This window comes from Streptomyces sp. NPDC111744, assembly GCF_055634995.1.
In genome coordinates this window covers 275342-294438 of sequence record NZ_JBVKCG010000006.1, presented here as the reverse complement: position 1 = coordinate 294438, position 19097 = coordinate 275342, and the positions used below count along the sequence as shown (strand labels likewise).

Genomic DNA, 19097 nt, shown 5'->3' with positions numbered 1-19097 from the left:
GCGTCATGGTCGCCTCGGTCGCAGGGGTGCGGTCGCTCGTCGTGGTCATGCGATCAGTAAACCAGACGGACGGTCCTGACAGGCCGCCGCCGTCCGCATGCTGGACAGCGGCGGACGCCCGTCAGCCGCGCGTCGAGATCTCGACGACGTGGTCGGTGACCAGCGCCGACAGGGCCGAGAGGTCCTGCACCACGAGGTCGGCGTCCAGCTCGTGCGCCTGGTGGGTTGTGGTCAACGCCACGGTGGTCATCCCGGCGGCGCGGCCCGCCTGGAGACCGGCCGGGGCGTCCTCGAAGACCACGCAGCCGGCCGGGTCGACGCCCAGCCTGCGGGCGGCGAGGAGGTAGGGCTCGGGGTCGGGCTTGCCGCGGGTGATGTCGTCCGCGGCTATCAGCATCTTCGGTCGTATCCCGACCGCGTCCAGGCGGGCCTCGGCGAGCCGGCGGGTGGCGGAGGTGACGACGGCCCAGCGGTCGGCGGGGAGGGAGTCGAGCAGGACGGCGGTGCCGGGGAGCAGCTGGACACCGCCGTTGGGGACGTCCTCCACCTCCAGCTGCTCGACCCGGGCGACCGCCTCCGGGACGAGGTGGGCGGGGAGCAGGTCGGCGACGATCTCGGCGGCGGGGCGGCCGTGCAGTTCGACGCGGGCGAAGTCCTCGGTGACGCCGTACTCGACGGCCCAGCGGGTCCAGCAGCGGTCCACGGAGGCGAGGGAGGAGACCAGGGTGCCGTCGTTGTCGAAGAGCAGGGCTTGTGCGTGGATCGTCCGGAGCGTCATGGTCCCGACCCTACGGCGTACGGCAGGGGCGACGACGGCGGGCCTTTTCGGCCGTAATAAGGTCACCGCATGCTCAATGCCCTGCTGCTGGTGACCGGAGTCGCCGCGCTGCTGCTCGCCGCGTGGTGCGGCTGGGCCGCGTACCGGGACCAGCCGACGAAGGACTGGCACTTCATCGGGATGGCCGTGGTGTCGGTGCTGGCGGTGATCCAGCTGGTGGCCGGGATCGTGCTGCTGGCGCGGGGCGACAAACCGGCGCAGGGTACGACGATCTTCGTGGCCTATCTGCTGGGGGCGTTCGCGTGCGTCCCTGCCGCGGGGTTCATGTCGCTCGCCGAACGGACCCGGTGGGGTTCCGTGACCGTCGCCGCGGGCGGTGTGGTGCTGGCCGTGCTGGAGGTGCGGCTCTATGACATCTGGGGAGGGTGAGATGACGACCGTGGAGCAGAGGCCGAAGCGGCTCACCAGTGGGCCGGGCACGCTTCTCGTGTGGTTCTACGGCGTGATGGTCGTCGGGGCGGTGTCGCGATCCGTGTACCAGATCGCGACCGGGTTCGACCGGGCGCCGCTCGCGTACTCGCTGTCGGCGGTCGCGGGGGTGGTGTACGGGTTCATCACGTACACGCTGGTGCGGGGCGGCGAGGCCGCGCGCAAGGCGGCACAGGTGTGCTGTGCCGCCGAGCTCGCCGGGGTGTTGATCGTGGGTACCTGGACCCTCGTCGACCCTTCTGCGTTCCCGGACGCGACCGTGTGGTCGGACTACGGGATGGGGTACGTGTTCATTCCTGTGCTGTTGCCGGTTTCCGCGTTGTACTGGTTGCGGAAGGCGCCCAAGCAGCAGGAGGGCTGAGCGACATGGGCGACTGCGGACCGTTGTGGCTGGTCGCGCCCGCGCGGCGGTAGCCGCATATCGAACACAGCCCCGCGCCCCTTTCGGGGCGCTCCGGTTCGGGGCGTTGAGAAGCTAGGCCGTTGTCGCGTACGTGCTGGCCGGCTTTTCCAGGACGATCATGGGTACGCCATCCTGGCCCTTTGACGTGCCTACCGTCTCGTAGCCGACCCGGCGGTACAGGCGCAGGTTGCCCTCGCTCCTGTGGCCGGTGAACAGGCGGAACTTCTTGGCTCCGCGTTCTCCTTCCAGCGCCGCCTCCGCCGCGCGCAGCAGCCTCGCGCCGATGCCGTGGCCCTGGAGGCGGGGGTGGACGCAGAGCTTGCCGATGGCGGCGGCGCCGTCCTCGGTGACCGAGCCGCGGACCGAGCCGACGACCTCCTCGCCGAGGCGGGCGACGAAGACGCAGTCGGAGGCGACCTCCTGGCGGACCGAGTCGAGGCTCTGGACGAGCGGGTCGATGCGGTAGTTGCCGTACAGCGCTGCCTCGCTCTGGAAGCACAGGTACTGGAGCCTGAAGATCTGCTCTGCGTCCTGCTCGGTCGCCACCGAGATGGTCACGCTCATGCCCATGTGCGCACGCCTCCCGCTCACCTGATCGCCTGTCGTTCTCACTCCTATCCCCGCGCTTCGCGGGACGCAACCTCCGACGTCAACAATCGGCGCAGACATCCCAGACATCTGGAACGTTCCGGTCCCAGACTGCCCTGTGAGATACCCAACTCCCCCGCGATCTCACGGTATGTCAGGTCCTTCGGGGAGAGCAGGGCCTGGAGGAGGCGGGGGCAGCGGCCGGGGAGGCGGGCGACCGCCTCGCGCAGGGCGCGGTGGTGGGCGGTGGTGACGGCGCGCTGTTCGGGGGTGGGGGTGGTGTGGTCGGTGGGTTCGGTGCCGTAGGGGCGTTCATGCCGTGTCGTACGACGGGTGCGGCGGGACTCGGCCCGGACGGCTCTGCGCAGCCAGTCCTCGGGGGCCCGTGGCGGGCCGTGGGTCTCCAGCCGCTCCAGCAGGCGGAGCCAGACGGTCTGTTCCAGGTCGCCGGGATCACTTCCGCAGGCATATGCCTCGGCAGAGGCCTCGGCGGTGAGCAGGGGGCCCAGGGCGGCAACCAGGTCGTGCGTCATATGCGGAACGACGCGGCCGCCCCGGGGCAGGTTGCCGGGGCGGCCGCAGACACCCCGAACGGGGTGCGGGGGCTCAGCCGTTGACGAAGGCGTCGCGGGCCAGGATCGCGGTGTCGGCGTTGTCCGAGAAGACTCCGTCGATGCCGGTCTCGAAGTACGTCTGGAAGACGGGGAAGACATCGCCGTACGCGGTGACGTCGCTGCCCTTGCGGTAGGCCGGCGGCAGGAAGGGGTTCTCGTTGCGCATGGTGTAGGGGTGCAGGATCAGTCCCACCTTGTGCGCGTCCGCGACCAGCGTGCTCGGCGTGGTGAAGTTGCCGTTCGCGTCCTTCGGGATGATCAGGTCCACGGTCGGGCCGATGCCCTGCGCGTAGCCGGCGATCTCCCGCAGGCCCTTCGGCGTGATCAGGTCGGCGACGGTGCGCGGGTCGCCGGTCGCGACGAAGTCGTAGGGCCGGGTGTTCGCGGCGGAGAGCAGGACGACCAGCGGGTTGTCGACCAGCGTGTTCAGGCGCTGGATGCTGGTCGGCTCGAAGGACTGCAGGATGACCGGCGAGTTCCGCTTGTCCTTGCCGTACTTGCGCAGCAGCTTGGCGACCCGCTCCTCAAGTCCGAGGCCCAGCTTGCGGAAGTAGGTGGGGTGCTTGGTCTCGGGGTATATCCAGACCTGCTTGCCGCGCTTGCGGGTCTGCTCGTCCTGCCACTTGAGGACTTCCTCGAAGGTGGGGATCTCCCAGCGGCCGTTGTAGAGCGTGTTGTGCGGGCGGTTGGCCGGGATGCGCTCGATCGCGCGCAGCGTCTTCAGTTCGGCGAGCGTGAAGTCCTCGGTGAACCAGCCGGTGGTGGGGGTGCCGTCCAGGACCTTGGTGGTCTTGCGGTCGGCGAACTCCCTGTGGTCGGCGACGTCCGTGGTGCCGCCGATCTCGGGCTCATGACGGCAGACCAGGTAGCCGTCCTTGGTGGGGCACAGGTCGCCGGCCTCGACGACGTCGGCGCCGAGGTCGAGGGCCAGGTTGTAGGAGCCGAAGGTGTGCTCCGGGCGGTAGCCGCTGGCGCCCCGGTGGCCGATGATCGTCGGCTTGGGCAGGCTCTTCAGGCCGCCGTTGCCGTGGCCGGACTGCCTCGCCTCGGCCGCTCTGGCGGCGCCGGGCAGGCCGAGGACCGCTCCGCCGGCGCCGAGCACCGCGGCACCGAGCAGCGCCCGCCGTCCGGTCATACCGTTCACCTGTGTCCGCTCGTCCGAGTCGTTCGCGTTCATGAGCGCTCTCCTGACCTTCGCCCTTCGATGCCGGCTGATCGTAGGGCTGCGGACGTGACCGACGGGAGACCGCCGCCCCAACGGCCGGGTGACGCCGTATGGCTGATGAACGGCGACTCATGACGGTCTGTCGGCGACTTCCGTCACATCGTGGCGGCGTGTCGCGAGCTGTCTCCTGGGCGGCACCGCAGGTAAACCAACGTCAACAGTGCGTAAGACCTCGGTGAACCGACGGTGCTCGATGTGCGCTCCCCACAGAGCCGCGAGTAATGTCCTCACCTGCACAGACTCATACCGCCCCCTCGACGTCGGAGGACCCGTTGTCCCGCTTCGCGTTCATCAAGGCAGCGCTCGGACCGATCATGCGCCTGATGTTCCGCCTCCAGGTGGAGGGCGTGGAGCACATCCCCGGAGACGGTCCGGTCATCCTCGCCGGGAACCACCTGACGTTCATCGACTCGATGATCCTGCCGCTGGTGAGCAAGCGGCAAGTGTTCTTCATCGGCAAGGACGAGTACGTCACCGGGAAGGGCTTCAAGGGCCGGCTGATGGCCTGGTTCTTCACCGGCGTCGGCATGATCCCGGTGGACCGGGACGGCGCGAGCGGCGGTGTCGCCGCACTGATGACCGGCAAGCGGGTTCTGGACGAGGGCAAGATCTTCGGGATCTACCCGGAGGGCACCCGCTCCCCCGACGGCCGGCTGTACCGGGGCCGTACCGGCATCGCCCGGCTGACGCTGATGACCGGCGCGCCGGTGGTGCCGTTCGCGATGATCGGCACGGACAAGCTGCAGCCGGGCGGCGCGGGCATCCCGCGGCCCGGCAAGGTGACCGTCCGCTTCGGCGAGGCCATGGAGTTCTCCCGGTACGAGGGGATGGACCGGGACCGCTATGTGCTGCGGGCCGTGACCGACTCGGTGATGGCCGAGGTCATGCGGCTCTCCGGGCAGGAGTACGTGGACATGTACGCGACCAAGGCGAAGGCCGCCTGACACTCTTTCGGCGGACGGGCACGGACCGGGGGTCCGTGCCCGTCTGTCTGCCGTTCGCCTGACATCCGTGACGTCCGCCTGGCGGTGGAATCTGGCCCGACACTTCGGTTATTCCTGCGCATTTACCGGCCATATGAGCACACAGCATGTCTTATTCAGACATGCAGAAACCTTCTCGGCGTACCCTGCTCCTTGCTCCGTTCGCTGCCGCCGGTGCGGGACTCCTGGCCGCTTGTTCCGACTCGGACTCCCCCTCCCGGTCCGGCCCGCAGCAGGCGGCCCGGACGGCGGCGTTCGTCCCGCAGGGGCCCAAGGGGTTTGTCAACCCGTCGGATCCAGAGGTGCTCGCGACCGAGCGGAAGCGTGGCTCCGGCCCCGTCCGCATGGTCACGTTCACGGCTGCCGAGAGCCTGCTGGACCTGGGCGGACAGTCGGTGCACAGCTGGGCGTACAACGAGTCGGTCCCGGGGCCGCTGGTGCGGGTCACCGCCGGTGACGTCCTGAGCCTGACCCTCAGCAACCGGCTGACCGAGAAGACCACGCTGCACGCCCACGGGGTGCGGCTGCGCTGCGACATGGACGGCGTTCCCGACCTGACCCAGCCCGCCATCGCGCCGGGGACGGACTTCGTCTACCGCTTCGTCGCCGCCCACCCGGGCACGTATCTGTTCCATTCACACGTCGACATGCAGCCCGACCGCGCCCTGTACGCGCCGTTCGTCGTCGACGACCCGAAGGAGCCCCTCGCCTACGACAAGGAGTGGATCGTCGTCCTGGACGACTGGGTCGACGGCATCGAGGGCTCCACCCCCGACAAGGTGCTCGACCAGCTCAAGCCGGGCGGCTCCATGGCCATGCACATGGGGATGGGCATGGGCCCCGGCCACGGCAGCCCGAGCCCGCACGGGTCGGCGAGCGCGTCCGCGACACCCTCCAGGTCCAGGAAGCAAACGGGCCCCGACCGGGTGCTGCGCGACTCCCACAGCCGCATGCTGCACGGCGAGGGCGGCAACGTCGCCTACCCCCACTACCTGGCCAACGGGCGGCTGCGCACCGACCCCTCCGTCTTCCGCTGCCGCCCCGGCGACCGTGTCCGGATCCGCATCATCAACGCGGGCTCCGAGACGGCCTTCCGGGTCGCGCTCGGCGACCACGCCATGACCGTCACCCACACCGACGGCTACCCCGTGCAGCACAAGCGGACCGACGCCCTGCTCGTCGGCATGGCCGAGCGGTACGACGTTCTCATCACCGCCAAGGACGGCGTCTTCCCCCTGGTCGCACTCGCCGAGGGCAAGAAGGGCAAGGCGCTCGCGGTCCTCCGTACGGACAAGGGAAGGAACCTTCCGGCGCCGGACGTCCGCCCGAACGAGCTGGACCGCGAGGTCGTGCCGGCGCGCCGTCTGCTGCCGGCCGAGTCCGTCGCCATGGACGACCGGGTGCCCGACCGCGACCTGCGGATCAGGATCACGGGCACGATGCAGAAGTACGACTGGGGGTTCGACCACAAGCCGTACGACGTGCGGCAGCGGCATGCGGTGCGGGCCGGTGAGCGGGTGCGGCTGACCCTCATCAACGCGACCGACATGTGGCATCCGATGCATCTGCACGGGCACACGTTCTCGGTCACCGGGCTGAACTCGGCGGGGGCCCGGAAGGACACGACGATCGTGCTGCCGCACCGCAAGCTGGTGCTCGACTTCGACGCAGACAATCCCGGGCTGTGGATGCTGCACTGCCACAACCAGTACCACTCGGAGAGCGGGATGATGACGGTGCTCGGTTACAAGAAGTGAGGCGTCACGCCTGCGTGGCGCTCTCCAGTTCCTGCCCCTTCAGCAGGAACCAGGCCACCACTGCCGTCGCCAGCAGGACCACGGCGCCCGCGCCCGAGGCCAGGTGCAGGCCGTGGACGAAGGAGTTCCGGGCCGCCGTCAGCATCTCGGTCGCCGAGTGGGGAGGCATGGCCGTCGAGGCCTGCACCGCCGCGCCCAGGGATTCGTGGGCGGCGGCCGGGGTGCCCGCCGGGGCCGGGAAGCCCCGGTAGACGCCCATCACGATCGAGCCGAGCAGGGCGATGCCCAGGGCCGCGCCCAGTTCGTACGCCGTCTCGGAGACCGCCGAGGCGGCGCCTGCCTGGTCCTTGGGGACGCTGGAGAGGATGACGTCCGCAGTGACCGTGAAGGAGAAGCCGGCGCCGACGCCGACCACCAGAAGGGCCGCGCCGAGGATCGGGTAGCCGGTGGACTGCGCGAGCGTGGTCAGGGCCGCGAGGGCCACGCCGACGGCCGCCAGGCCGCCGGAGACCACCGCCCGTACCGAGTAGCGGCGGGCCGCCCGGCCGGCCACCAGGCCCGCCGCCACCGCGCCCACGGCGGCGGGGAGTTCGGCCAGGCCCGCCTCGAACGGATGCCTGCCCTGGACCAATTGCAGATACTGGGAGAGGAAGAACACCAGGCCAGACATGCCGAGTACGGTCAGCAGGTCGGCGAGGACCGCTCCGCTGAAGCCGCGTCCGCGGAACAGCCGCATGTCCAGCAGGGGCTTGGGCATGGTGAGTTGGCGGCGGACGAAGCCGTAGAGGGCCGCGGCGCCGAGGAGGGCGGCGGCCGCGGTGACTCCGGTGACGCCGTGGGTCGCGGCCTCCTTCACCGCGTACACGACCGCGATCATGCCGACCAGCGACAGGACGACACTGGTCAGGTCCCAGGGGCCGGGGTCGGGGTTACGGGACTCGGGGAGCGTCCTGATGCCGACGAGGACCAGGACCACCATCACCGGCAGGTTGATGAGGAAGACCGAGCCCCACCAGAAGTGTTCGAGCAGGAAGCCGCCCACGATGGGGCCGATGGCCGTACCGGCGGAGGCGGTGGCGCCCCAGATGCCGACGGCGAGGCTGCGCTCACGCGGGTCGTGGAAGAGGTTGCGGATCAGGGCGAGGGTGGCGGGCATCAGGGTCGCGCCGGCGACGCCCAGCAGGGCGCGGGCCGCGATCATCGTCCCAGGGGTGGTCGCGTACGCGTTCAGGACGGAAATCGCGCCGAACGCGGTGGCGCCGCCGAGCAGGATCCGCTTGCGGCCGATACGGTCGCCGAGGCTGCCCATGGAGACCAGCAGTCCGGCGATGACGAACGAGTAGACGTCACCGATCCACAGCAGCTGGGTGCCGGAGGGTTTGAGGTCTTCGCTGATGTAGGGGGTCGCGAGGCCGAGGACGGTCGCGTCCACGGCCACCAGCAGCACGGCCAGTACGAGGACGGCGAGCGCGAGCCAGCGGCCCGGACGCCTGTCCGTCTCCCTCGCGAAGGCCGGCTGCAGGGTGCTGGTCATGATTCCTCTCTTCGTCGCGCGCCGCCGAGCAACAGCTCGACGATCATGTGGGTGAAGTCCTTGGGGGCGACCCTGCCCTCCGACACCGCCCAGGCGGCGGAGGCCAGCAGGCCGAACAGCGCCTCGGTGAGCCAGGCGGGCGTGAGATCGATACGGAACTCGCCGCTCTGCTGGCCGCGCCGGAAGAGGGCCGCGATGCGGTCGTCGATCCGGGTCCAGCCCGGGTTCTGCTGCCCGCCCTCGAACAGCTGGTTCTCGGTGTAGAGGAAGGCCAAAAGGCCGGCGGCCGGTTCGATCTCGCGGACCAGGCGGTGGACGGCGTCGGCCGCCGGGCCCTCGTCGAGCCGGGCCGCGTCCAGGGCCGCGTCGCACTCCTCGATGCCTAGCGCCTCCAGAGCGCGGACGAGCGCGTCCCGCCCCGCGAAGTGCCGGTGCAGGGTGGCCCGGCTGATCCCGGCGGCCTTGGCGACCTCGTCCATGGTCGCGGTGGATTTGCGGGTCAGCAGGGCGGCTGCGCTGCGCAGCACCTGCTCACGATCGAGGGCCATGAGACAAGGGTAGCCCATGTGAGACATGCTTGTCTCATTCTGGGCATGTGCGACTCACAAGAGGCAGGTCGGAGATGGTTTCGCGTCAGTGCCAGGGCAGGCTGCCGCGCCGCTCCCAGTACGCCTGGGGCTCCTCGATCAGGGCAGCGAGGCGGGTCAGTTGGTCCTCGTCGAGATCGACCGCGGCCGCGTGGAGGTTCGAGGCGAGCTGGGTGAGCGTCGCCGCGCCGGAGAGGACGACTCCGGCCCAGGGCTGTCGCAGTACGACCGCGAGAGCGACGGCGTCACAACCGAGGCCGGTCTCCTCGGCCACCGCCCGCAGCGCGTCGGGAGCGTGCGGGCCGGCCAGCCGGCCGTTTGCCATGCCCTCCTTCACGATCACCGTCAGTCCGGCGTCGTGCGCCTCGGCGAGGGCGCGGCCGGCCGAGGTCTCCAGCGCGTTGTACGTCGACTGGACGGTACGGAAGAGGGGCTCGCCGTCGACCGTCACGGCGAGGGCGGCGCGGACGGCGTCGGCCTGGGCGGGGCCGCTCGTGGAGAAGCCGATGGTGAGGCCGGTGGACGCGGCTTCCGCGAGGCGGGCGTGCAACTCCTTGTCGGTGAGGGCCGGGCTGTCCGGGGTCACCGAGTGGATCTGGTAGAGGTCGAGGTGGTCGCCGAGGAGTTCGGCGGTCTCGGCGCGCTGGCGGTCGTACGTCTGGACGGTGTGGTCCTTGACCTCGTGCGTCTCGGCGTCCGCCGACCAGCCGGCGGTGTAGGTGTAGCCCCATTTGCTGCCGACGACCACCTCGGCGGCGGCGTCGGGGCGGGCGTTCAGCCAGTCGGCGAGGAACTCCTCGGAGCGGCCGTACGAGCGGGCCACGTCGAAGTAGCGGACGCCCTGGGCGTAGGCGGCGTCGAGGAGTTCCTGCGTGCGGGTGCGGAGGGCGGCGACGCTGCGGTCCTCTCCGAGGTCCTCTTCGCGACCGAGGTTGATGTAGCCGGGGCGGCCGACCGCGGCGAGGCCGAGGCCGATGTGGCAGGTCGGCGTGGTCGCGGTCGCGAGGCGGGCGAAGGGCATCGCGGGCTCCGTTTCGGTCGGCTCCGGTACGGCTTCCGACCAACGTAACCCGCGATGACCTTCGCCTCAGAACTCGCGCGGTGCGGTGTGTTGGCGGGCGCGGACGCGTCGTGGCTTGTCGCGCAGTTCCCCGCGCCCCTTCAGGCGTGCTGCCGGGCCGTTGCCCAGGAGTGCTGGGCCGCCACGTCCGCCTTGACCTCCGCCAGCTGGGTCGCCACCGCGCTCGGTGCCGTGCCACCCCGGCCGTTGCGGGAAGCCAGCGCGCCCGGGACGTTCAGGACCGACCGCACCTCCGGCGTCAGGTGGGCGGAGATCTTCACGAACTGTTCGTCCGTCAGCTCGTCCAGTTCCTTGCCCTCGGCCTCCGCCGCCTTGACGCACTCGCCGGCCACCTCGTGGGCCACGCGGAACGGGACGCCCTGCTTGACCAGCCACTCCGCGATGTCCGTGGCGAGGGAGAAGCCGGCCGGGGCCAGTTCCTCCATGCGCTCGCGGTTGACGGTGAGGGTGGCCATCATGCCGGTGAAGGCGGGGAGCAGGACCTCCAGCTGGTCGCAGGAGTCGAAGACCGGCTCCTTGTCCTCCTGGAGGTCGCGGTTGTAGGCGAGGGGGAGGGCCTTGAGAGTGGCGAGGAGCCCGGTGAGATTGCCGATGAGCCGGCCCGACTTGCCGCGCGCCAGCTCCGCGATGTCCGGGTTCTTCTTCTGGGGCATGATCGACGAGCCCGTGGAGAACGCGTCGTGCAGGGTCACGAAGGAGAACTCCTTCGTGTTCCAGATGATGATCTCCTCGGCGATCCGGGAGAGGTTCACTCCGATCATCGCGGTGATGAAGGCGAACTCGGCGACGAAGTCACGGGAGGCCGTGCCGTCGATCGAGTTGCCGACGCTGCCGTGCTCGAAGCCGAGGTCCGCGGCCACCGCCTCCGGGTCCAGGCCGAGCGAGGAGCCGGCCAGGGCGCCGGAGCCATACGGGGAGACGGCCGTGCGGTCGTCCCACTGGCGCAGCCGCTCCGCGTCCCGGGACAGGGACTGGACGTGGGCCAGGACATGGTGGGCGAAGAGGACCGGCTGGGCGTGCTGGAGGTGGGTGCGGCCGGGCATGGCCACGTCCGGGTGGGCTTCCGCGAGGCCGATCAGGGCGTCCTGGAGGTCGGCGATCAGGCCGCCGATCACACGGGCGTGATCCCGGAGGTACATCCGGAACAGGGTCGCGACCTGGTCGTTGCGGGAGCGGCCCGCGCGGAGCTTGCCGCCGAGGTCGGGGCCGAGACGCTCCAGGAGGCCGCGCTCCAGAGCCGTGTGGACGTCCTCGTCGGCGATGGTGCCCACGAAGGAGCCGTCGGCGACATCGGCCTCCAGCCGGTCGAGGCCGGCGATCATGCGCTGGAGTTCGTCCTCGGTGAGCAGGCTCGCCTTGTGCAGCACGCGCGCGTGGGCACGCGAACCGGCGATGTCGTAGGGCGCGAGCCGCCAGTCGAAGTGGACGGACGCGGACAGCTTCGCCAGGGCCTCGGCGGGACCGTCGGCGAAACGGCCGCCCCAGAGCCGTACGTCACCGCTGTTGCTGCTCACTTGCGTTGCTCCTAGAGAGATAGGGATGTGGCGCCGCCTCCCCACCTGCGGGTGAGGAGGCGGTTGTCACGCTACTGCTTAGGCCAGGTCGCGCTTGGCCGCGATTTTGGACGACAGACCGTAGATGTCGATGAAGCCCTTGGCCGCGGCCTGGTCGAAGGTGTCGCCGGTGTCGTAGGTGGCGAGGTTGAAGTCGTAGAGGGAGGAGTCGGAGCGGCGGCCGGTGACCACCGCGCGACCGCCGTGCAGGGTCATGCGGACATCGCCGGTGACATGCCGGCTCGCCTCGTCGACGAAGCCGTCCAGGGCGCGCTTGAGCGGGGAGAACCACTGGCCGTCGTAGACGAGTTCGCCCCAGCGCTGCTCCACCTGCCGCTTGTAGCGGGCGAGTTCGCGCTCGACGGTGACGTTCTCCAGTTCCTGGTGGGCGGTGATCAGCGCGATGGCGCCCGGGGCCTCGTACACCTCGCGGGACTTGATGCCGACCAGCCGGTCCTCGACCAGGTCGATCCGGCCGACGCCCTGGGCACCCGCGCGCTGGTTGAGTTCCTGGATCGCCTGGAGCACGGTGACGGGCCTGCCGTCGATCGCGACCGGGGCACCCTGATCGAAGGTGACGACCACCTCGTCGGCCTCGCGCGGGGTGGCGGGGTTCTGGGTGTACTCGTAGACATCCTCGATCGGGCCGTTCCAGATGTCTTCCAGGAAGCCGGTCTCGACGGCGCGGCCGAAGACGTTCTGGTCGATGGAGTACGGGGACTTCTTGGTGGTCGCGATCGGGAGGTGCTTCGCCTCGCAGAAGGCGATGGCCTTGTCGCGGGTCATCGCGTAGTCGCGGACCGGGGCGATGCAGGTCAGGTCGGGGGCGAGGGCGACGATGCCGGCCTCGAAGCGGACCTGGTCGTTGCCCTTGCCGGTGCAGCCGTGGGCGACCGTCGTGGCGCCGTGCCTGCGGGCCGCGGCGACCAGGTGCTTGACGATCGCCGGCCGGGAGAGGGCGGAGACCAGCGGGTAGCGGTCCATGTAGAGGGCGTTGGCCTTGATCGCCGGGAGGCAGTACTCCTCGGCGAACTCGTCCCTGGCGTCGGCGACCTCGGCCTCGACCGCACCGCACGCGAGGGCGCGCTTGCGGATGACGTCCAGGTCCTCGCCGCCCTGGCCGACGTCCACCGCGACGGCGATGACCTCGGCGCCCGTCTTCTCGGCGATCCAGCCGATGGCCACGGAGGTGTCCAGCCCGCCCGAGTAGGCGAGTACGACGCGCTCGGTCATGGGTCCCTCCTCAGCTAATCCACTACTATGCATGAGTATGCAGAGCTCTGCATGATTCGTCAATCGGGCCCGCTCCGCTCACGGATGCCTTCCGGGCGGTGTCAGAGATTCGCGAAAGAGGTTTGAACAAACGAAACCGCTTTCTCGTACCCATGCCTGAACGCCGGCGCCGCGTCTGTAAAGCCACCTCCGACCCAAGTGAGGCATCCGCATGTCCAGGGCTCTTCCGAAGTACAACAAGCGTCGCGTCGCGCTCATCGGCGGTGCCGCCGCCGTGGCGCTGTCCGGTGCGGTCATCGCCGACTCGGCCCTCGCCGGGACGCCCGACAAGAGCAGCGGCACCAGCAACGCACGCACCCTCGCCGCCTCGCCCGGGACGATCACCTGCCCGGACGTCGCCTCGCAGCTGCCCGCGATCCCGGCCTCCGCGCAGGCCGAGGTCGACCGCAACCTCACGCTCCTCCAGACGCAGATCCAGGAGGCCGACAAGCGGCTGGTCGACACGGTGGGCCAGGGCGGGCCTAACTTCGTGAACAACGCGATCCTCGGTCCCCTCAAGGACAAGCGCGTGGCGACCATCAACCGCATCGCGACGGCGATCGGCCGTACGGCCGCCAAGCCGACCGGCCTGGACGCGCTGGCGCCGTGCACCCTGAACGCGAACGGGACCGGCACGAACACGGGCAGCGGCACGGCGACGGGCACGGCCTCGGCCACGCCGAGCGCGGCAGCCACCCAGCAACAGTCGACCGGCGGCACAGGCACGAGCAGCTCCGCGGTGGGCACGATCACCTGCCCCGACGTCGCCTCGCGGCTGCCCGCGATCCCCGCCTCCGCGCAGGCGGAGGTCGACCGGAACCTCACCCTGCTCCAGACTCAGATCGACGAAGCCAACAAGCGTCTCCAGACCACGGTCGGCCAGGGCGGCCCGAACTTCGTGCAGAACGCGATTCTCGGCCCCCTGACCGACAAGCGGAAGTCGACCATCGACCGGATCGCGATCGCCATCGGCCGCACGTCGACCAAGCCGACCGGCCTGGACTCCCTGGCCGCCTGCACGCTCACCAAGTGACGTGACAGGCAGCTGTGGCCGCCCCGTGTACAGCGCCGGCCGGGGCGGCCACAGTGGTGTCCGGAGGCCTGGGGACCCCGGGGCCGTCCGGATGCCGGAATTGCTTAGACGCGCGAAGTAAACGCGCCGATAATTCCCTGGTATGGGAAAGACCTATGAGCGCATCGACGGCAGACTCCGCACGTTCATCGAGGAACAGCCCGTGTTCTTCACCGCCACCGCACCGCTCGCGGGCGACGGCACGGTCAACCTCTCCCCCAAGGGCCTCAAGGGCTCCTTCGCGGTGCTCGACGAACACACCGTGGCCTACCTGGACTTCGCCGGCTCCAACGCCGAGACCATCGCCCATCTGCGGGAGAACGGCCGCATCACCCTGATGTGGTGCGCGTTCCAGGGCCCGCCGAACATCGTGCGGGTGCACGGCCGCGGCGAGCCGGTCTTCCGCGACGACCCGCGGTTCGGAGAACTGCTGACCCGTTTCCCCGGCATCGACCCCACCCCGCACGGCCTGCGCGCGATCATCGTCGTGCACGCCGAACTCGTCCGGGACACCTGCGGTTACGCGGTCCCCTACATGGCGTACGACACCGACCGCGACCTGCACGGCAGGCGCTTCGCGCGCGAGGACGACGCCTCGCTGAGCGCGTACTTCGAGAAGAAGGACCACATCGCGGTGAGCCTGGATGGCCTACCCGGGCTGCCGTTGCCGCTGCCGCCGTCTACCGTCTGAGCCATGCGTCCAGGCGTCGCCGTCACCCTTGTCTCCGCGTCCCTGCTGCTGCTCGGCGCGGCACCGGGCGGCGGGGACACCGCACCGCTGCCCGCGCGGCTGGCCGACACGGGTGGCGGCAGCCAGCTGATCACCGCCGAGGCGTCCGCACCGAACTCGACATCGGGGACTTTGACCTGGTGGGAGCGCCGAGACGGGCAGTGGGTGCGGGTCGGGTCGGCCGCCGCGCGGTTCGGCGCGAAGGGACTGGTCGAGGGAACCGCGCGGCAGCAGAGCACGAACACCACCCCGACGGGGTTGTACGACCTTCCGTTCGGGTTCGGCCTCCAGCCGGCACCGACCGGGACTGCCGTCGAGTACCGGGCGGTGACGGCGAATTCATGGTGGTGCCAGGACAACGACTCGACCTCCTACAACCGTTGGGTCGAGCCGTTGCCGAGCGACTGCCGGGCCGCCGAGTCGGAGCGGTTGTCGTCGTACCGGACGCAGTACGGTTATGCGCTGGTGATCGGGTTCAACTACGAGCGTCCTGTGCGGGGACGGGGTGCCGGGATCTTTCTCCATGTCAACGGACAGGGCGCCACGGCCGGGTGTGTGTCGGTGCCGGTGGACGCGATGCGGGAGATTCTGCGGTGGGCGGATCCGGCCCGGGCACCGCACATCGCCATCGGGACCACCGGCGGGGACACGGCGATCACCCGGTACTGACTTCACAGAAGCGCCGCAGGAGCCACCCCTGCTGGGTCACCCGAGCGGAAGTCCGACCATGAACGTCGTCGATCCCGGGGCGCTTTCCAAGGTGACGGTCCCCCCGTGGGCCTCCACCACCGCCGCCACGATCGACAGGCCCAGGCCCGCTCCCCCGCCGGAGGCGTCCGCGCGGCGGCGGTGGTCGGCTCTCGTGAAGCGTTCGAAGACGCCCGGCTGGATGTCTGCCGGGATGCCCGGACCGCCGTCGTGGACCTGAAGGACCCCTGCCCGGCCGTCCGCCTCCAGCGTCACCGTCACCTTCGTACCAACAGGCGTGTGCAAACGCGCGTTGGCCAACAAGTTGGCCAACACCTGTTGCAGGCGGTGCGTGTCGCCCGTCACCGTCACCGGCTCCTCCGGGAGGTCCAGGGTCCAGTGGTGGTCCGGGCCCGCGGCGCGGGCGTCCGTCACCGCGTCCAGGATCAGGCGGGTGAGGTCGACCGGGTGGCGTTCCAGCGGGCGACCCGCGTCCAGGCGGGCCAGGAGGAGGAGGTCGTCGACCATCTCGCCCATCCGGGAGGACTCGGCGGCGATGCGTTCCAGGGCCCGGGTGATCTCGGGAGGGAGCGGGCCCGGGTGGAGCAGCGCCAGTTCCGCGTGGCCGCGGACCGAGGCGACCGGGGTGCGCAGCTCGTGGCTGGCGTCGGCCGCGAAGGTGCGCAGGCGTTCCTCGCTGGCGTGGCGTTTCGTCAGCGCGTCCTCGACATGGCCAAGCATGCGGTTGAAGGCCGTGGCCACCCGGCCGACCTCGCTGCGGGGGTCCGCTTCGGGGGCGCGGGGTGGCAGGGCCACCTCACCGCTGGCGAGCGGCAGTTCGCTGACCCGGGTGGCGGTGGCCGCCACCCGGCTCAGGGGGCGCAGGGACCAGCGGACCCAGAGGGCTCCGGCCACTCCCGCCGCGGCGAGAGCCAGGCCGAAGACGCCGGCCGCCACCCCTTCCAGTCGGTGGACGGTGGCCTTCACCGGCTCCAGGGGCAGTCCGGTGATCAGGACGTCCCCGTCGCGGCCCGGCCAGGCCATGAGCCGGTAGTCGCCCATGGAGGAGAGCCGGACCGTGTGGCCCCCGCCGTTCGCGGGCACCTCGGCGAGGGAGGCGCGGTCGCGGGCCGTGAGGCCGACGGTCAGGTCCGGATTGTTCCCGGAGGGGATCAAGGCCGCGTTGGTGACCTGGCCCTTCAGGAGCCGCGCGCCGAAGGTGCCGGCGGCCTGGCGCCGGGTGTCGCCGTGCTCGTCGCCGTCGTGGTCGGTCGGCTTGATCTTGCCGTGCTCCAGCGACTCCGGGAAGCTCACGCCGGTCTGCTGGAGCTGCTGGTCCAGGCGTCCGGTGAGGAAGCCGTCCAGCTCGAGCACCGCCGCGACGCCGACGGCCGCGCAGCTCACCGCGAGCAGGACGACCAGGCCGACGGTGAGGCGGGCGCGGAGGGTGCGGGGCCCGCGGAGGCGCCGTAGCCGCCGCCGTAGGAGATTCACCTGGTCACCGGCTTCAGGACGTAGCCCGCGCCGCGGACCGTGTGGATCATGGGCTCTCGGCCCGCGTCCACCTTCTTGCGCAGGTAGGAGATGTACAGCTCCACGACGTGGGCGCGGCCGCCGAAGTCGTACGACCACACCCGGTCCAGGATCTGCGCCTTGCTGAGGACGCGGCGCGGGTTGCGCATCAGGAAGCGGAGGAGTTCGAACTCGGTCGGGGAGAGCTCGATCAGTTCGCCGGCCCGGGTCACCTCTCGGGCCTCCTCGTCCATGGTCAGGTCCCCGACGGTGAGGCGAGGGCCCTCGTCCTGCTGACGGGCCATTCCGGCGCGGCGCAGCAGTCCGCGCAGCCGGGCGACGACCTCCTCCAGGCTGAAGGGCTTGGTGACGTAGTCGTCGCCGCCCGCGGTGATACCGGCGATCCGGTCCTCCACGGCATCCCGGGCCGTGAGAAAGAGCACACAGACGTCCGGCTTGACCCGGTGCAGCGAACGGAGCACGGCGAAGCCGTCGGTGTCCGGCAGCATCACGTCCAGGACCACCGCGTCCGGCCGCAGCTCACGGGCCGTGGCCAGGGCGGATTCGCCGTCGCCCGCCTCGCGGACCTCCCAGCCCTCGTAGCGCAGGGCGCCGGTGAGCACCTCCGCGAGATCCGGGTCGTCGTCGACGACGAGGACCCGCAGCGGGGTGCCGTCGGGGCGGGTGAGGGCGGGGCGGCCGGAGCGGGTGGTGTTCATCGCGTCTACCAGCATCGCTCCTCCGGGGAGAGAGCGGTGACCCCTGGTCCTCTGAGTTTGCTCTGAGTCGGCTCAGCAGGCGCCCGCTCAGAGGTCGCTCAGAAGTTCGGACTGCACAGTGGCGGCACGGAACGGAGAAAGGACGCGACTCATGACGACCGTGGACGAACGGCGTACGGCCCCGGCCGTGCCCGTGGCCACGCGCCGCTCCCCCGCCACTGCCGTGCTCACCGTGCTGTGGGCCGGGGCGGTGGCCGTGCTCGCGCTGTGGTGGTCGGACAGCGGCTCGGTCGTCGGTGCGGCGGGCTGGCTGACCGGGGCCGGGCGGATCGCCGGACTGCTGTGCGGGTACGCCTGTGCGGTGCTCGTCGGCCTGATGGCCCGGGTGCCGTTGCTGGAGGTCCGGGTCGGCTCGGACCGCGTCGCCCGCTGGCACGCGATGGCCGGCCGGTACACGGTCTGCCTGCTGGTCGCGCACATCGCACTGATCCTCAGCGGGTACGCCGCCCAGGACCATGCCTCGCTCGTCCACGAGACGCTCACCGTCGTCCTGGACTATCCGGAGATGCTCAAGGCCACCGCCGGTACGGTGATCCTCTTCGCGGTCGGTGTCACCTCGGTGCGGGCGATGCGCCGTCGTACCAGCTACGAGTTCTGGTACTACGTCCACCTCCTCACCTACGCGGCCGTCTTCCTCGCCTTCGGCCACCAGCTGGCACTCGGCAACGACTTCAACGGCAAGCCGGTCCCCACCGCCTTCTGGTACGCGCTGTACCTGGGGGTCGCGGGCCTGGTGCTGTGGTTCCGGATCCTGGCTCCCGTGCGGCTCAATCTCCGGCACCGGCTGCGGGTGGAGACCGTGCAGCAGGAGGCGCCGGGCGTGTACTCGGTGGTGATCCGCGGGCGGCGCATCGACGAAATCGGGGCGCGGGCCGGGCAGTTCTTCCGCTGGCGGTTCCTCGGCGGCGACCGCATGGGCTGGACGTCGACGCCGTACTCGCTCTCGGCACCGCCGCGCGGCGACCTGCTGCGGATCACCGTCAAGGCACTCGGCGACCACAGTGCGGCCGTGTCGCTGCTGCGCCCCGGCACCCGGGTGTGGGCGGAGGGCCCGTACGGCGCTCTCACCGCCGACCGGGCCACCAGCCACCGGACCCTGCTGATCGCGGCCGGTGTCGGCGTCACCCCGCTGCGGGCGCTCTTCGAGACGCTGCCCGGCGAGGTCACGCTGCTCTACCGGGCGCGTACGGCCGAGGACCTGGCGCTGGGCGGCGAGCTGGAGGCGATAGCTCGGTGGCGTGGCGCCGAGGTGCGGTACGCCCTCAACGGCCCGCACGGCGAGCGCCCCGCCCTCACGGCGGAGGCGCTGCGGGCGACCTTCCCCGGTCTCGCCGGGCACGACGTCTACATCTGCGGTCCGCACGGGTTCGCCCAGGAGGTGTACGGCGCGCTGCGTGCCGCCGGGGTGCCGGACCGCCGTATCCACCACGAGTCCTTCGAGCTGTGAGGCCCC

At 70.6% G+C, this 19097-nt stretch carries 19 protein-coding genes; 8 read left to right on the top strand and 11 right to left on the bottom strand.

Features of this window, described 5'->3' with window-relative positions; translation table 11 throughout:
- Positions 1–121: 121 nt before the first annotated feature.
- On the bottom strand, positions 122–778 hold the full coding sequence (locus tag ACZ7OO_RS16430) for an HAD family hydrolase (RefSeq protein ID WP_471505307.1): 657 nt from the start codon (positions 776–778) through the stop codon (positions 122–124).
- A gap of 69 nt (positions 779–847) precedes the next feature.
- Here ACZ7OO_RS16430 and ACZ7OO_RS16425 point away from each other — a divergent pair, with 69 nt between their 5' ends.
- Both ACZ7OO_RS16425 and ACZ7OO_RS16420 read left to right on the top strand, forming a co-directional pair.
- Positions 848–1207, top strand: a complete 360-nt coding sequence (locus ACZ7OO_RS16425; protein ID WP_365796554.1) for a hypothetical protein — start codon at positions 848–850, stop codon at positions 1205–1207.
- Positions 1188–1628 carry a hypothetical protein gene (locus ACZ7OO_RS16420; protein WP_471505305.1) on the top strand — a complete coding sequence of 147 codons (441 nt, stop codon included), beginning with the start codon at positions 1188–1190 and terminating at the stop codon, positions 1626–1628. The genes ACZ7OO_RS16425 and ACZ7OO_RS16420 overlap by 20 nt, the downstream gene beginning before the upstream one ends.
- A 114-nt stretch (positions 1629–1742) precedes the next feature.
- On the opposite strand, the gene ACZ7OO_RS16415 is transcribed toward ACZ7OO_RS16420, so the two are convergent.
- From ACZ7OO_RS16415 to ACZ7OO_RS16405, 3 genes are all read right to left on the bottom strand, one after another.
- Entirely contained in the window at positions 1743–2240 is a 498-nt protein-coding gene (locus ACZ7OO_RS16415) for a GNAT family N-acetyltransferase (protein WP_352219935.1), read from the bottom strand.
- Positions 2241–2284: 44 nt separating this feature from the next.
- Positions 2285–2791 carry a sigma-70 family RNA polymerase sigma factor gene (locus ACZ7OO_RS16410; protein ID WP_471505303.1) on the bottom strand — a complete coding sequence of 169 codons (507 nt, stop codon included), beginning with the start codon at positions 2789–2791 and terminating at the stop codon, positions 2285–2287.
- A 73-nt stretch (positions 2792–2864) separates the two neighbouring features.
- Complete coding sequence (locus tag ACZ7OO_RS16405; protein WP_471505301.1) at positions 2865–4049, bottom strand: glycerophosphodiester phosphodiesterase; 1185 nt, start codon at positions 4047–4049, stop codon at positions 2865–2867.
- A 320-nt stretch (positions 4050–4369) separates the two neighbouring features.
- Here ACZ7OO_RS16405 and ACZ7OO_RS16400 point away from each other — a divergent pair, with 320 nt between their 5' ends.
- Both ACZ7OO_RS16400 and ACZ7OO_RS16395 read left to right on the top strand, forming a co-directional pair.
- A complete protein-coding gene (locus ACZ7OO_RS16400) occupies positions 4370–5041 on the top strand; it encodes a lysophospholipid acyltransferase family protein (RefSeq protein WP_352219938.1) in 672 nt (223 codons plus the stop codon).
- 161 nt (positions 5042–5202) lie between these two features.
- Positions 5203–6837 (top strand): multicopper oxidase family protein, encoded by a 1635-nt coding sequence (locus ACZ7OO_RS16395; protein ID WP_471505300.1) that lies wholly within the window; start codon positions 5203–5205, stop codon positions 6835–6837.
- Positions 6838–6841: 4 nt separating this feature from the next.
- On the opposite strand, the gene ACZ7OO_RS16390 is transcribed toward ACZ7OO_RS16395, so the two are convergent.
- The 5 genes from ACZ7OO_RS16390 to ACZ7OO_RS16370 form a co-directional block, all read right to left on the bottom strand.
- Positions 6842–8371 (bottom strand): MFS transporter, encoded by a 1530-nt coding sequence (locus ACZ7OO_RS16390; protein ID WP_471505298.1) that lies wholly within the window; start codon positions 8369–8371, stop codon positions 6842–6844.
- Positions 8368–8919, bottom strand: coding sequence for a TetR/AcrR family transcriptional regulator (locus ACZ7OO_RS16385; RefSeq protein ID WP_471505296.1), 552 nt, complete (start codon positions 8917–8919; stop codon positions 8368–8370). The genes ACZ7OO_RS16390 and ACZ7OO_RS16385 overlap by 4 nt, the downstream gene beginning before the upstream one ends.
- 85 nt (positions 8920–9004) lie before the next feature.
- Positions 9005–9979 (bottom strand): aldo/keto reductase, encoded by a 975-nt coding sequence (locus ACZ7OO_RS16380; RefSeq protein WP_471505295.1) that lies wholly within the window; start codon positions 9977–9979, stop codon positions 9005–9007.
- 140 nt (positions 9980–10119) lie between these two features.
- Positions 10120–11553 (bottom strand): argininosuccinate lyase, encoded by a 1434-nt coding sequence (argH, locus tag ACZ7OO_RS16375; protein ID WP_471505293.1) that lies wholly within the window; start codon positions 11551–11553, stop codon positions 10120–10122.
- A gap of 78 nt (positions 11554–11631) precedes the next feature.
- The gene (locus ACZ7OO_RS16370) at positions 11632–12825 is read right to left on the bottom strand and encodes an argininosuccinate synthase (RefSeq protein ID WP_471505292.1); all 1194 of its coding nucleotides are present in this window, start codon (positions 12823–12825) and stop codon (positions 11632–11634) included.
- A 211-nt stretch (positions 12826–13036) separates the two neighbouring features.
- Between ACZ7OO_RS16370 and ACZ7OO_RS16365 the strand changes: the two genes are divergently transcribed.
- The 3 genes from ACZ7OO_RS16365 (at position 13037) to ACZ7OO_RS16355 (ending at position 15335) form a co-directional block, all read left to right on the top strand.
- Positions 13037–13897: a hypothetical protein gene (locus ACZ7OO_RS16365; RefSeq protein WP_471505291.1), complete on the top strand. Its 861-nt coding sequence runs from the start codon at positions 13037–13039 to the stop codon at positions 13895–13897.
- A 142-nt stretch (positions 13898–14039) separates the two neighbouring features.
- Entirely contained in the window at positions 14040–14627 is a 588-nt protein-coding gene (locus tag ACZ7OO_RS16360; RefSeq protein ID WP_471505289.1) for a pyridoxamine 5'-phosphate oxidase family protein, read from the top strand.
- A 3-nt stretch (positions 14628–14630) separates the two neighbouring features.
- Positions 14631–15335 (top strand): L,D-transpeptidase family protein, encoded by a 705-nt coding sequence (locus tag ACZ7OO_RS16355; protein ID WP_471505288.1) that lies wholly within the window; start codon positions 14631–14633, stop codon positions 15333–15335.
- A gap of 36 nt (positions 15336–15371) precedes the next feature.
- Here the strand turns inward: ACZ7OO_RS16355 and ACZ7OO_RS16350 are convergent, their stop codons facing one another.
- Positions 15372–16847, bottom strand: coding sequence for a sensor histidine kinase (locus ACZ7OO_RS16350; protein WP_471505286.1), 1476 nt, complete (start codon positions 16845–16847; stop codon positions 15372–15374).
- Positions 16844–17584 (bottom strand): response regulator transcription factor, encoded by a 741-nt coding sequence (locus tag ACZ7OO_RS16345; RefSeq protein WP_471505560.1) that lies wholly within the window; start codon positions 17582–17584, stop codon positions 16844–16846. Before ACZ7OO_RS16345 ends, ACZ7OO_RS16350 begins: the two co-directional genes overlap by 4 nt.
- 151 nt (positions 17585–17735) lie before the next feature.
- Here ACZ7OO_RS16345 and ACZ7OO_RS16340 point away from each other — a divergent pair, with 151 nt between their 5' ends.
- Positions 17736–19091, top strand: a complete 1356-nt coding sequence (locus ACZ7OO_RS16340) for a ferredoxin reductase family protein (protein WP_471505285.1) — start codon at positions 17736–17738, stop codon at positions 19089–19091.
- The last annotated feature ends 6 nt before the right edge of the window (positions 19092–19097 follow it).

Bases quoted from the DNA above. Each gene is read 5' to 3' on its own strand.
- ACZ7OO_RS16405 (WP_471505301.1), bottom strand. From the start codon at position 4,049: ATGAACGCGAACGACTCGGACGAGCGGACACAGGTGAACGGTATGACC.
- ACZ7OO_RS16395 (WP_471505300.1), top strand. From the start codon at position 5,203: ATGCAGAAACCTTCTCGGCGTACCCTGCTCCTTGCTCCGTTCGCTGCC.
- ACZ7OO_RS16345 (WP_471505560.1), bottom strand. From the start codon at position 17,584: ATGAACACCACCCGCTCCGGCCGCCCCGCCCTCACCCGCCCCGACGGC.
- ACZ7OO_RS16340 (WP_471505285.1), top strand. From the start codon at position 17,736: ATGACGACCGTGGACGAACGGCGTACGGCCCCGGCCGTGCCCGTGGCC.
- ACZ7OO_RS16430 (WP_471505307.1), bottom strand. From the start codon at position 778: ATGACGCTCCGGACGATCCACGCACAAGCCCTGCTCTTCGACAACGAC.
- ACZ7OO_RS16425 (WP_365796554.1), top strand. From the start codon at position 848: ATGCTCAATGCCCTGCTGCTGGTGACCGGAGTCGCCGCGCTGCTGCTC.
- ACZ7OO_RS16355 (WP_471505288.1), top strand. From the start codon at position 14,631: ATGCGTCCAGGCGTCGCCGTCACCCTTGTCTCCGCGTCCCTGCTGCTG.
- ACZ7OO_RS16380 (WP_471505295.1), bottom strand. From the start codon at position 9,979: ATGCCCTTCGCCCGCCTCGCGACCGCGACCACGCCGACCTGCCACATC.
- ACZ7OO_RS16420 (WP_471505305.1), top strand. From the start codon at position 1,188: ATGACATCTGGGGAGGGTGAGATGACGACCGTGGAGCAGAGGCCGAAG.
- ACZ7OO_RS16365 (WP_471505291.1), top strand. From the start codon at position 13,037: ATGTCCAGGGCTCTTCCGAAGTACAACAAGCGTCGCGTCGCGCTCATC.
- ACZ7OO_RS16385 (WP_471505296.1), bottom strand. From the start codon at position 8,919: ATGGCCCTCGATCGTGAGCAGGTGCTGCGCAGCGCAGCCGCCCTGCTG.
- ACZ7OO_RS16410 (WP_471505303.1), bottom strand. From the start codon at position 2,791: ATGACGCACGACCTGGTTGCCGCCCTGGGCCCCCTGCTCACCGCCGAG.
- ACZ7OO_RS16415 (WP_352219935.1), bottom strand. From the start codon at position 2,240: ATGGGCATGAGCGTGACCATCTCGGTGGCGACCGAGCAGGACGCAGAG.
- ACZ7OO_RS16390 (WP_471505298.1), bottom strand. From the start codon at position 8,371: ATGACCAGCACCCTGCAGCCGGCCTTCGCGAGGGAGACGGACAGGCGT.
- ACZ7OO_RS16360 (WP_471505289.1), top strand. From the start codon at position 14,040: ATGGGAAAGACCTATGAGCGCATCGACGGCAGACTCCGCACGTTCATC.
- ACZ7OO_RS16370 (WP_471505292.1), bottom strand. From the start codon at position 12,825: ATGACCGAGCGCGTCGTACTCGCCTACTCGGGCGGGCTGGACACCTCC.